9 protein-coding genes are annotated in these 12,943 nt (G+C 35.9%); all 9 read left to right on the forward strand.

From position 1 onward, the window contains the following. Window positions 1-5 precede the first annotated feature (5 nt). The 9 genes from Q1A04_RS03555 to Q1A04_RS03595 all read left to right on the forward strand — a co-directional run bounded on the left by Q1A04_RS03555 (window position 6) and on the right by Q1A04_RS03595 (window position 12,786). Window positions 6-2,330 (forward strand): polysaccharide biosynthesis tyrosine autokinase, encoded by a 2,325-nt coding sequence (locus Q1A04_RS03555; RefSeq protein WP_299701284.1) that lies wholly within the window; start codon window positions 6-8, stop codon window positions 2,328-2,330. A gap of 356 nt (window positions 2,331-2,686) precedes the next feature. Next, a complete protein-coding gene (locus Q1A04_RS03560; RefSeq protein ID WP_299701287.1) occupies window positions 2,687-3,760 on the forward strand; it encodes an NAD-dependent epimerase in 1,074 nt (357 codons plus the stop codon). A gap of 138 nt (window positions 3,761-3,898) precedes the next feature. Beyond that, window positions 3,899-5,467 carry a polysaccharide biosynthesis protein gene (locus tag Q1A04_RS03565; RefSeq protein ID WP_299701290.1) on the forward strand — a complete coding sequence of 523 codons (1,569 nt, stop codon included), beginning with the start codon at window positions 3,899-3,901 and terminating at the stop codon, window positions 5,465-5,467. A gap of 88 nt (window positions 5,468-5,555) precedes the next feature. Beyond that, on the forward strand, window positions 5,556-6,680 hold the full coding sequence (locus Q1A04_RS03570; RefSeq protein WP_299701293.1) for a hypothetical protein: 1,125 nt from the start codon (window positions 5,556-5,558) through the stop codon (window positions 6,678-6,680). A gap of 189 nt (window positions 6,681-6,869) precedes the next feature. Then, window positions 6,870-8,300, forward strand: coding sequence for a hypothetical protein (locus tag Q1A04_RS03575; RefSeq protein WP_299701296.1), 1,431 nt, complete (start codon window positions 6,870-6,872; stop codon window positions 8,298-8,300). Beyond that, window positions 8,297-9,064: a hypothetical protein gene (locus Q1A04_RS03580; RefSeq protein ID WP_299701299.1), complete on the forward strand. Its 768-nt coding sequence runs from the start codon at window positions 8,297-8,299 to the stop codon at window positions 9,062-9,064. The genes Q1A04_RS03575 and Q1A04_RS03580 overlap by 4 nt, the downstream gene beginning before the upstream one ends. Before the next feature lie 28 nt (window positions 9,065-9,092). Then, the gene (locus tag Q1A04_RS03585; protein ID WP_299701302.1) at window positions 9,093-10,379 is read left to right on the forward strand and encodes a hypothetical protein; all 1,287 of its coding nucleotides are present in this window, start codon (window positions 9,093-9,095) and stop codon (window positions 10,377-10,379) included. A 79-nt stretch (window positions 10,380-10,458) separates the two neighbouring features. Further along, window positions 10,459-11,571 (forward strand): glycosyltransferase family 4 protein, encoded by a 1,113-nt coding sequence (locus tag Q1A04_RS03590; RefSeq protein ID WP_299701304.1) that lies wholly within the window; start codon window positions 10,459-10,461, stop codon window positions 11,569-11,571. A 57-nt stretch (window positions 11,572-11,628) separates the two neighbouring features. Then, the gene (locus Q1A04_RS03595; RefSeq protein ID WP_299701306.1) at window positions 11,629-12,786 is read left to right on the forward strand and encodes a glycosyltransferase; all 1,158 of its coding nucleotides are present in this window, start codon (window positions 11,629-11,631) and stop codon (window positions 12,784-12,786) included. Window positions 12,787-12,943 lie beyond the last annotated feature (157 nt).

Below are 12,943 nucleotides of genomic sequence, written 5' to 3' on the forward strand. Positions count from 1 at the left end.
AGCTTATGAGTAATAGTGTAAGTGGCTCCGAAGACAGCTTTTTATCTTCTATCATGCACAAATACTTGCCATTTTGGCCTCTGTTTGTATTGTTATTGCTCCTATCTGTGGCAGGAGCATGGGCGTATCTTCACTTTTACGCTACTCCGGTGTATGAAGTAACGGCCTCCTTAATGATTAAAGATGAAAAGAAAGGTGTAAGTGATTCAAAATTAACTGAATCTATAGACGCTTTTACAGCTAACAAAACTGTTGAAAATGAAATAAATGTATTCCAATCTAGAGCTTTAATGCTCCAAGTCGTTAATGATTTAAAGTTGTACGCACCTATTTACGAAGAAGGTAAATTTAAATCAACATCAGCATATACCTCATCTCCGATCATAATAGAGCTTAAAGAACCAGAAAAAGCACAGAATACTCCAAAGGTCTACTTCACTTTTGATAAAAATCAAAATATTGTACTAATTAACGATAAGGAATATTCACTCGACCGATGGCTTAATACACCTTACGGTACCCTTAAGTTCTCTAGTAATCCCCATAAATCTACTTATGTCGAGTACCCATTGTATTTCTCGATTATCAATCCAAATAGTGTCGCAAATGGCTTAATTGCTAGAATAAGAATACAGGCTTCCAGTAAGTTCTCCTCTGTTGTAAATATGAACATGAAGGATTCTGTACCACAGAGAGGCGAAGACATTCTCAATCACTTGATCAGTGCCTATAAGCAATTAGCTGTTAATGAAAGAAACAGGCTCGCAGCTAATACGCTTGAATTTGTTGAAGAACGCATTAAAACGGTCGTAGATGAGTTGCACGAATTAGAAAATGAGGTTGTACAGTTCCGTTCTACTCAAGGTGGTGTCAATCTCAGCGAGCAAGGGAGATTATACTTAGAGAACGTACGGGATAATGACCGAAAAGTATCTGAAATTACTACCCAATTAGCTGTACTAGACAAAGTAGAAAAGTATGTTATGTCTAGAAACAACACAGCAAGTTTTGTCCCATCGACTCTCGGCATTAATGACCAAGCCCTCAGCCAACTTCTGCAAAAGCTATATGATTCAGAGATTCAATACCAAAAATTAAAGTATACAACAGCTGAGAACAATCCTTTACTTATAGCAATCACGAATGAAATTGATAACATTAGGCCGCGAATTTTAGAGAACATTCGTAACCAGCGCACAAACCTGCAGGCAAGCCGTGCTAATCTGGCTTCCACTAATAATGCCTACAACTCAGTTTTACAATCTATTCCACAGAAAGAAAGGGAATTGATGGAGCTGAACCGCCAACAGACTGTAAAAAATAATGCTTACAATTTTCTTCTTCAAAAGAGGGAGGAAACTGTACTTTCATACGCACCATCTGTAGAAGAGAGCAAAATAATAGACATGGCTGGCTCATCCTCTGCTCCAATTAGCCCACAGCCCATGTATATCTATCTTATGGCTATCATGGGGGCATTAGGAGTAGGCATCACCTTTATAGCAGGGAGAGAGTTGCTCAGCAGTAAACTTTTATTCCGTTCTGAGATAACACCATATACTAATGCACCCATTGTGGCAGAGCTTTGCTTTGTTAAACCGAATAAAGATGGCAAGTTTACCGCACCTACAGAAGCTTCAGTGATAGAACAATTCAGACAACTGCGAGTAACATTAGGTTTATATGGGCGAACTTTCACCAAAAAGAAGATACTAGTTACATCAAGTATCCCGGGAGAGGGTAAAAGTTATGTAAGTTCTAACTTAGCCTTGAGTTTGGCTTCATCGGGGAAAAAAGTTGCCCTTCTGGATTTTGACCTTAGAAACCCTAATACGTCATTTCAATTTGATTTATACAAGAGAGAAGGGATCATTGAATACTTAAATGCAGACATACCTTTACAGGACTTACTTTTAACTTCCTCTTTTAACAATTTAAGCATCTTACCTGCCGGTAATGAAATAGGCGATCATACCGAGCTTTTACTGAATGGCAAATTAGAATGCCTCTTCAGTCAGCTTGAAGACATTTTTGATTATCTTATTATTGATACCCCTCCAATAGATTTGGTTTCAGATGCATATCTATTATCAGAATTCTCAGATATCTCTTTGCTGGTAATGCGACATGCTTATACACCTAAAAGTCTTGTTCAGCGCTTAAAAACAGATAACAAAATAAAGTCATTGAACAACACTGCGATTGTATTTAACGCGGTGAAACCTAGAGGTTTTGTTAAGGGGCGCTATGGTTATGGCTATGGCTATGGCTACGAATATAAATATAAGGATAAAGCATATAGTAAGCACGGTGCGGTTGCGAAGGCGTAAACTACGTCACTAAATCATAAGGAGTTAGATAGAATTAATCTGTTGAGCGCTATTGAGCAATTGCTAGTTAGAATGATTTGAGTCTCTCCTATCTCTATACATTACTGGTTATGACGGAGACTTATCATTAACTGGTCACGGCTTTATTAAACTTATTTAATACAAGAGACAGACTTCTAGAAAGCGGGAACATGCTAAGCTTTGGTTGTCTAGGTTAAACAAACTTTAACTCACACATAAATAGGACTGATTGGCGGTTGATACGCATAATACTGAGTGAATACGGTATTACACATACACTTAACCTCCTCATTGATTGATTCTTTTTATTAAGCATCCATATAATTTTTAGGCAGATGAAGGTATTAGTTACAGGAACAGCAGGTTTTGTCGGTTTTCACCTAGCTGAAAAGTTGCTTAAAAGGGGCGATGAGGTAGTGGGTATTGATAATATAAATAATTACTATGATACTAGACTAAAATATGATCGGCTAGCCGAAAGTGGTATTGCAGAAGAGCTTGTTAATTGGAATAAAGAGGTTACCAGTTATAAGCATTCCAAATACAGGTTCATTAGGATGAACTTGGAAGACAAGAATCAGCTGATGGATCTGTGTGCAAAGGAGAGCTTTGATGTGATTATGCATTTAGCTGCACAGGCAGGCGTTCGATATTCTATTACAAATCCGGATGCCTACGCCCAATCCAATCTGATAAGTTTCCTTAATATACTGGAAGCAGGCAGACATAATAAAATTAAGCACTTGGTCTATGCCAGCTCCTCCAGTGTGTATGGTCTCAATCAGAAGATGCCGTTTTCTGTCAAAGACAATGTGGACCACCCGGTGTCATTGTATGCAGCTAGTAAAAAAGCGAATGAACTGATGGCACATACTTATAGCCATTTATATAGCATTCCTACCACAGGATTAAGATTTTTCACGGTTTATGGCCCTTGGGGAAGACCAGACATGGCATACTATAAATTCGCAGATTCTATTCAAAAAGGGATGCCTATACAAGTTTTTAACCATGGAAACATGGAGAGAGATTTTACTTACATAGATGATGTAGTAGAAGGTATTATCAGTGTCTTAGACAGACCCGCGGAGCCATGCTTAGAATGGGATAGTAAACAACCAAATCCATCACGATCCACAGCTCCATATTGTATCTATAACATAGGAAATAACAGTCCTGTGAATCTACTGAAGTTTATTAAGGAAATTGAAAACTGCTTAGAGCAGAAAGCAATTCTGGAGATGCGAGATATGGAGCCGGGGGACGTCACATCAACTTGGGCTAATATAGATGATTTGATTGAGAACTTTAATTACCGTCCTAACACTCCTATCCAGCATGGGCTTAAACGATTCATTGACTGGTATAAGAACTACTACGCTAAAACGAGTAAGTTGGCATTGACTTGATTATCTCTTGCCCTCAACCTTATCTCAAAACTGTGTGAGTAAAGCCTTTTGTCAATTTTCCTAGTTCACTGTAGACGATCAGCAGCTTAACTTTAATTCCTTTACATTATTCTTTTAATTCTATAGAACTTCTACACATTGAGCGACAATCTTACAAAGACTCCACCACCACTGCCTAGAAAAGAAAACCTAAAGCAGCGGGCCTATCTTAACTCAGTGACAAGTTTCATTGACTACGCTGGAGCTCAAATTGTTGGGTTTATAGTCAGTCCGTTCATAGTTAATGGATTAGGAAGCTCATTTTACGGAATATGGCAAATGCTCAGCCAAATGACCAATTATGCTGGTATGGCTGATACTAGGGCTACTCAAGTGCTAAAATGGTCAATAGCGAACAAAAGAGACGTTGCCTATGATGAAGAGCTAAAAAGCGAAGTTACTACGGCCTTAGTAGTGACAGGATTAATACTGCCTATAGTGCTTGTTGTAGGAGGTATTATAGTTTGGTATGCTCCATACATTACGCAGGCAGACAAAGAGCACTATAATCTGATTCGCATCACGTGCTCCTTTCTAGTTCTTGCATTGGTAATTAGTAAGGTATTTAACCTTTTTGAATCCGTATTAAGGGGGATGAACCTAGGCTACAAACGCATGGGTCTTCGTGCTGGAATAGTAGCAGTGAGTGGTGGTTTAAAAGTCCTTGCTATTACCCAAGGTTATGGACTCGTAGGTTTATCTATTATAGAAGTCTTCACTGCTGTTATAATAGGAACTACATTTTACATTATTGTGAAACAAAATATTGGTTGGTTTGGATTCGGCACTACCAACTTTTCAAAGGTTGTTTCCTATGGTAAACTAAGCGGATGGTTTATGGCCTTCACCGGTTCGAAAATGTTTCTCCTCCATAGTGATAAAATCATTTTAGGATATATCATTGGCCCTATATTCGTCACGAAGTATACAATTACCATGTTCACGTCTTATGCTTTACAAGGGCTTGTAAATGCCGTAATTACTGGGGTTATACCTGGTATAGGAAGTTTATACGGCAGAGGGGAATATCATAAAGTCATCCAAGCTAGAAAAATCATCATATCACTCAATTGGCTTCTTGCAACTTGTCTCGGAGTGACGATTTTACTACTAAATAGATCCTTTATAGGGCTTTGGGTGGGAGAAGAACATTATGCAGGCACATTTGAGAATCTATTAATCATCTTGGTATCTATCCAAATTATCTTCTTTCAAATTGATAGCCTTATTATTAATGTAACACTTAATATGAAGAAGAAGGTATTATTTTCTTCAATAGCTTCATTGCTAACTATCTCAATAGCTTACTTTTTAGTCGAAAAATATTTGATAGTCGGGCTATGTATAAGTATACTATTGGGAAGAGCAATTCTTACGATTGGCTATCCTTTCATATTAAAGGAAAAGATGCAAGAGAAGCAGCACGACTTTTCTTTAAGTATAATTCGTCCCTCAATTACCTGTTGCATTTTCTTCTTGATAGCCGCATACAGTAGCCAATGGATAGATTTAACTAATTGGCTGCAGTTGATTACAGCGGGCGTTGTATCTGTTCTTTTTATAGGGGTTCTATACTGGCGTATCGGATTGAGTACTGAGGATAGAATAGATGTTTGGAAGATCTTATCTAATATAAAGCTATTCAAAAAGGAGGGCAAGGGTATTTAGCAGTGTAAAGCATATCCAGCTCAAGTTGCTATAAACTTTCAAAGCTATGGTCCTACATTAATATTAAGACACAGATAAAAATAAGTTTATGACAAAGAACAAAGTAGCTGTGATTCACTCTGATTCCAAAATAGAATCACTTTTTACACTCTTTCCATTAATTATTTCCAAATACAGCTCTCTTTTTGAGTTTATACATATAACATCAAAAAGAGCCATGCTTGTTGAGGGAGAATGTGTGGTATTAGTGCGTACGTTTAAAGGAAATAGCGCATTTAAGGAAGATAACCAACGCAAGCGGGACTTTATTAAAAATTTCAAAAAGAGATTTAATAGAGTAATCGTGTTAGATGATGGCGCTGGAAGCGATAGTCTCCATTATGAGTATATGGATTTAGTAGACTTATACTATAAAGGAAAGCTTCTGGTAGACAAAGAAAATTACTTAAAACCAATGTATGGAAGCCAATACTTTACCAATTACTATAATTCTAAATTCGGTATAACAGACGAAAAAGTAAAGGTTAGACAACCTCCAAGCAACCCAGCTGTTATAGATAAGCTTCGCGTTTCTTGGAATCTTGGATACGGAATGTACCCTATACCAGGCTCAACTTCTATCAAAGTTGCTAGGGAAGCTGTCTCCCTCAATTTCTCCAAAGCATTAAAACCATGGTACTCGTACAATTATAGTAGAATGATTAAGGAACTCAGCAAACCTGTATCATTTAATACCAAGGACAGTGTGGTACATGCACGATTTGGCTGTAATTCTCTACCTAACACGATTGCTTATCAGAGACAAATTTTCCTTGAAAAATGCGCTAATAGTAAAAAAGTTGTAACTGGGAAAATAAGTCAGAAGCAGTATAACAATGAACTCAAAAAAGTAGCCGCTGTATTAAGCCCTTTTGGCTGGGGTGAGATCTGCTTTAGAGATTTTGAAGCTATACTAAGTGGGGCACTATTAATCAAGCCTAATATGGATATGATAGACACTTGGCCTAACATTTACTTAGCTTCTACAACATACATCCCCGTTGACTGGAACGGTGATAATTTGATTGATACTATAGATTCAATAAATGACGCTTCTCAACAGCATTTGAATATGGTAGAAACTGCCAGAGAAGAATATAAGAAGGCTCTGTTAAAAGTCGACGACCGTGTTGAGAAATTCATTGAGGAAGTATCAGATTTTCATATTTCATAAATGCACCAAGTCAGAAATACCAGAAAATTAATTTTACTATGGCACCTCAGTTTATTTCTAATATGCTGCCTTCTCCCTTAGAATCGCCGGCACAATGGTAATATATAGTGCTATTATATTATAGGTAATAGTTCTATTAAACAGAATGATAATTTACCAGTTTGTATATAATTTTCAGTGACACACCCTATGCATGAATATACTATTACAGAAGAATCGCACAAGCTGTTAAATGAGCTAAAAAGTCAAAATATCCGATTTGCACATTGGAAAAGTAATAGTCATTTAGGAAAGGCTTTAGCAGGAAAAACAGATATTGACCTATTAGTGCTGCCAGATGACAAAGAACGATTTGAAAGTAGCCTAAGGAGCCTCGGCTACAAGAAAATGGTTAGTCAACCTTGGAGCACCTATCCGCTCGTGGAAGATTGGCTTGGTCTAGACTGTCTTACTGGCTCTTTTTTACATATTCATGTTCACTATGCCATAGTTACTGGTATACAACATGTTAAACACCTATATCTGCCTTGGATAGATGCGTTTTTTAATCATGTGATCACCGATAGAAAGACAGGATGGCCTATTCCTAAACCAGAGTTGGAAGTATTGATTTTATTCATCAGAATTTGGGCAAAAATGCCTCCAGCTGAAAGAATCAAAAAGCAGCCAGTTATACCACCATATATAAAAGATGAATTAGTAAATCTGCTTCAGGAAGTTGATTTGACTAATCTAACCTCATTATGTGTAGAACTAAATTTAAAGATTCCTAAGCACTTTACTGAAGTCATAGATTCGATTAAAGTTAATGGGGACAACGAAAATATATTAGAGATATCACAGCTCTTGTATACTCAAATGAAGCCTTATTTTAGAATACCGTGGTTTCAGTCAGTTTTAATATCTACATTTTTTAAGATTAATATAAAAGCTTACAAATACTCAATGAGATTTATTGGCCCCTTCAAATTAGGGAAAACACTTTATGGAGGAGGTAAGGTAATTGCCCTGATCGGGAGTGATGGCTCAGGAAAAAGTACAATTAGCAACGACTTATTAAAATGGCTAACCTACAAAGTTGATACTCACTATTTTTATATGGGAAAGAATCCACACATAAAGAGTAACAATAAACTTTTACTTTCTAAGACTGACATCTTTTTTCTTAACAATAGGGTTTCTAAAATTCTGAAGAAACTAGTTGGAAACTTGTACTACCTCATACTAATACAGAAGAAACTTTCCTCAATTCGATTAGCAAGACGAATGAGTACAACAGGAAGTGTTATCCTTTGTGATAGATTTCCTCAAAAAGACGTTTTCGGCATTAATGACGGACCAAATCTTCAACTGGCAAGGCCTAATTGGTCTTCTAGGATGGAAATGAGAATGTTTGATCAGGTTGCTGAATTAGCACCTGATATTGTTATAAAGCTTAATGTTAAGCCGGAAGTTGCAATGGAGAGGAAGCCTGAGCATGATAAAAGTAAAATTCTGCAAAAGTGTGATGCTTTATCCAACATAAATTTTAAAAATACTAAAGTAATCAATGTTGATTCTAATCGACCATATGAACAAGTATTAGCAGAAGTCAAAAATGAGATTTGGAGGCTGTTATGAACAATCATGCTGGTAAGAAAAAAATTATAGAAATCGTGGGACCACCCGGAGTCGGCAAGTCTACGATTTATAGTCAACTATGCAGAAGTTGGAACTCCGAACTAAATTGGATTTACCAAGATGCACTTTTAGCACCTGCACCACCTAGCCCTTTAGATTTTAAAAAATGGCTTGAACATAAAGCGCGAGTATATTCTGGTAAGAAGAGAGCAAGAAGCATTTCCTCAGACTATGGAATACGCTTTATAGAAAATCATAAAGAGCTTGCTAACCTATGCTGGAGTCACCTTTCATCTCTTAAAGAAATTGAGAATATTAATAGTTGCTATAGATCAGCTTACCATCTATTTAATGACTTCTGCAGATACCAAGCTATTCTAGAGGCGGCAAAAAGCAAACCTTGTGTAATCGAAGAAGGTCTATTACAAAAATCTTTCTTAGTACAGTCTTGGAAAAGTTTACCTGCTTCATTTTTGGGGAACTATATATCCTCATTACCTCTAGCCCACTCAGTTATATACATAGATATGGCTGATACAAACTCAATAGTAAAAAGGCTAAAAATGCGAGGCAAAGTAATTGCCTCGCATTTAGGCAAAGACAACCAAGCACTATTTGAAGACATCTCTAACTGGCAAGACATGTTTAATCAGGTTATTCCAAATTTAGAGGCTAGAAATGTTAACGTATTGAAAATCGATGCCAATTGCACTCCTCAGGATAATGTGATATTAATAAAACAAGCACTTAAGAATATACACTAAGTGTATTTAAGACTTTAAAGCGAATTCTATGAACTTATTTTTTCTATCCGTAGAATTATTTGCAATAGCATTAACAATCTACCTTCTCCTATATAAGAAAGAGCTGTCTATAATTTATATACCAGTTCTGATATTTGCTAGAATAGTAGTTACGCCTCTCAGTCCAGCAATGCTGTATTACGCAACAATATCAATTCTCCTTTTCTACTGTATCTACAAAAACTCTTCTTTTTTCTCTGAGAATATATTTTCACTATGCTTAATAATACTTTACCTGATTCTTGTTACTAGAACAACGGACTTTGAAGCTATTAGACCTGGTTTTTTTGCTTGTTTATGGCTTTTTCTATCTCTTCCCTTAATTAGTTCTATATATAAAAAGCATTCAAGAGAAATCATCTTCAAAGAGCTTTCGACAGCTGCATTTCTTATTCTGTGCTTATTTATCCTAAATGTAATAGTATCAACTATGGCTGGTTATTCTCCGCACATGATGTACGGAATTACTTCGGGCATATTGTATGGTAACTTATATGCAACAGATTTCAATATACTGGCTATTGCAGCATTTGTAATTTTAGCTTATGCTGTGCGCCGCAGAAATGCCATATACTTTATTACGTTTATGATTTCACTTGCTTTTATCCTTCTTTCATTGCGTAGATCTGTAATGGGGCTTAGCTTATTAGGAATAGGTATTATTCTCTTTATATTTTCAACACAAAAAAATATTCGTAACGTAATAATACTAGCACTCACTATATCTGCCTTTGGTGCCATTGTAATCATGAATACAAGTTTTATGACAACATTTATACAAAGGTATGAACAAAGAAAGCTAGCAGAGCGTGAATTAAGCGAAGAGAAAAGATTCCTAGAATATGAGATATTGTATGATGATCTTTTCTCTTATGAAGATTACAGCCCATTATTTGGCTATGAGCTTTTAAATAGTGCTGGCAACTATGGCAAGGGTATCTTAGATGAAAGAACGCTTCATTCAGATGTAACCAATATCGTCCATTCGTCAGGTTTAATCGGTTTATCTCTTTATTTCTTAATGATTATAACATGCTTTGTACAAGCCTTTAAAAATTCCAAGACAAAAGAAGACATATTATTAATTATGTTTTGTGCTTCTGTGTTTGTTGTTTATACAATTACAGGCCGCTACACAAGTTCTGAAAGTATGATTTTTCTATTCCTTACCCTAATGCTTTCCCTTTCTATTAAAGAAGACGAAGTGCAAGAATTAGAAGAGCATGTATCAACAACAGTTACTCCATTAGCCAAGACCTATTCTAGCAAGGTATAGTAGAAAGATCTAAGCAGTACTAGTACTTTCCATTTCGTTGTGTCACTTGCATCGGGAATCAATATAAAAACTTTATTATATGGCTAGATTTATATTCTATGATGATAAAATAGTGAATATTTTATTAAAAGAGGAAAAGCCTTCAGGTGGTGCAGCTGTACAAGCATATGGATGGATTCAAGGCCTTCTAGCTTCTACTCAAGATGTTTACTTATTAACTACGCCTAATAGCGAAAATAATTTTAAAGAGGAGTGTCTTAATATAAAAATTCTTCCGGATTATGAACCTTCCAAGGGTATACGATGGGTACGATGGGTTTATTATCGCATACCTCACATATACAAAGCGTTAAGACAAGTTAAGCCTGATTATGTCTATAAAGGTATACCTAGTTGGCACTCTAGTATATTAGCGATTATATGTCACTCACTAAACATTAAATTTATCCAAAGGGTGTCTAATGATTTTCTAATAGATGATCGTTTTTTCACTAAATATTCCCGAACACACCGTCTTTTACAGGATATAGGATTCAGGTTGTCTAGCTGTATCCTATGTCAAAATGAATATCAATTCCGTATTATAAAAAGAAAATTTCCTAGAAAAACAGTATATAAAATATCCAATCCAATAGTATTAAACAATTCTCATACTATTAATGATACAAAATATGACTCTTATATATCATGGCTTGGGCTCTTCCAGTACCAAAAAAATCTAAAACTCCTTTATGATATAGCCTCCAAATTAGGAAATCATACCTTTTTAATCGCTGGTAAAGAAGCCTCACAGGTTGATAATGAAACGATGGAATACTTGGAAAAGCTTAAAGAACTTCCTAACGTTAAATTCATAGGTTTTTTGCCAAGACATGAGGTCTTACCATTTCTATCGCGATCTAAATTTTTATTGAACACATCGCACTATGAGGGATTTAGCAATACATTCTTAGAGGCAATGGCTACTGGAACCCCCATTCTTACAACAGAACAAGTAAACCCCGATTCTATCATTTCAGACCACGATTTAGGGATAGTTTATAAAGATGCTCTACACTTAAGTAGGCAGATAGAAGCGATTCCCCGACCCGTTTATGAGGCGCTTTCCAAGAAAGTTACTGATTATGTAAATCAAAATCATGACCATCGGTTACTGACAAACAGTCTTCTAGATATTTTGAAAACGGTGTAACTACACTCAACATATGCAGTTCCATTATATGCTAACAATAATTAAAATGATTACAATATGAGAATTAAAATAATTTTTTTTATTGGAAGTCTAAGAGCTGGGGGAAAGGAGAGAAGGCTTGTAGAATTACTTTCTTATTTAAGTAACAGCGGTGTGTATGAGTTACTAGTTATCATGACATCAAATCAAATTCATTATCAAAAGTTTCATGACTTAAAAATTCGTTATCATGTTATACCTAAGCTATGGAATAAAAATGATATTTCTGTTTTTTATAAGTTTTACAAAATAGTAAAGCTCTATAAACCTGACATAATTCATACTTGGGGCAAGGTGCAAACTCTTTACAGTATTCCTACAGTCATTAAAACTAAAGTGCCCCTCATTAATAGCCAGATAACGGCAGCACCTCCCAATATCAATAGAATTTCAATCGACTATTTAATAAACAGGGTTAATTTCAAATTCTCTAGGACAATATTATCTAATTCCAATGCAGGTATTGAGGCTTTTAAGCCTCCTTCGTACAAATCGAGAGTGATACACAATGGTGTTGACCTAGACCGTTTTAAGGCTTTACCTAACACTTCTATAGTAAAAGAGAAGTACAATATTCTGACTCCTTATACTGTCATAATGGTAGCCTCAGTATCCCCAAATAAAGATTATAAATTGTTTTTTGATATAGCTCAGAGAGTAACCAAAATTAGGAGTGACATCAGTTTCATTGGGGTTGGATGGTATATTGAAGATGACACGACCTATCAGAATATTATGAAATTAATCAGTAGCAACAACAGATTATTATTTCCAGGCAACATTAATGATGTGGAGGCCTTAGTGAACGCATGTGACATTGGGGTTTTATTTTCACCTAATGGCGAGGGTATTTCTAATGCTATAATTGAATACATGTCGTTAGGCAAGCCTGTGATAGCTAGCAGAATAGGTGGAAATACGGAGCTTATCCAACACAATGTAAATGGTTATCTAGTTAAAGAAAGTACTCCTGACGAGATAGCTGAGCTAGTGATTGATCTGATAGACAATAAGAAGAAAAGGGACGAGTTCGGAAAAAGGAGTAAAGAAGTTATTTTAAATTCATTCTCGCTCGAGCGTATGGGTGAGAAATTCGAAGCAGCTTACAGAGATGCTTTGAACATAGGATCTCCTAGAATAGTAAATGATTCAGGACTTGTTAAAGTTAATAATTGAATGAAGTTGATAGCCTTTTAATTACTCCGGTTAAGGAATTCCCGGCTATAGCTTTCAATATGTAATATTAAGAAAGTACTCTATGTATACATGGAAAGCTAAAGTGTTTTTCAGCCATTAGAATTAGATAGTGAGATACCCATTCGTCGGCAGCAAG

The sequence above is a fragment of the uncultured Pontibacter sp. genome, assembly GCF_947499215.1.
GTDB lineage: Bacteria > Bacteroidota > Bacteroidia > Cytophagales > Hymenobacteraceae > Pontibacter.

Bases quoted from the DNA above. Each gene is read 5' to 3' on its own strand.
- Q1A04_RS03555 (WP_299701284.1), top strand. From the start codon at position 6: ATGAGTAATAGTGTAAGTGGCTCCGAAGACAGCTTTTTATCTTCTATC.
- Q1A04_RS03570 (WP_299701293.1), top strand. From the start codon at position 5,556: ATGACAAAGAACAAAGTAGCTGTGATTCACTCTGATTCCAAAATAGAA.
- Q1A04_RS03560 (WP_299701287.1), top strand. From the start codon at position 2,687: ATGAAGGTATTAGTTACAGGAACAGCAGGTTTTGTCGGTTTTCACCTA.
- Q1A04_RS03590 (WP_299701304.1), top strand. From the start codon at position 10,459: ATGGCTAGATTTATATTCTATGATGATAAAATAGTGAATATTTTATTA.
- Q1A04_RS03575 (WP_299701296.1), top strand. From the start codon at position 6,870: ATGCATGAATATACTATTACAGAAGAATCGCACAAGCTGTTAAATGAG.
- Q1A04_RS03585 (WP_299701302.1), top strand. From the start codon at position 9,093: ATGAACTTATTTTTTCTATCCGTAGAATTATTTGCAATAGCATTAACA.
- Q1A04_RS03595 (WP_299701306.1), top strand. From the start codon at position 11,629: ATGAGAATTAAAATAATTTTTTTTATTGGAAGTCTAAGAGCTGGGGGA.
- Q1A04_RS03580 (WP_299701299.1), top strand. From the start codon at position 8,297: ATGAACAATCATGCTGGTAAGAAAAAAATTATAGAAATCGTGGGACCA.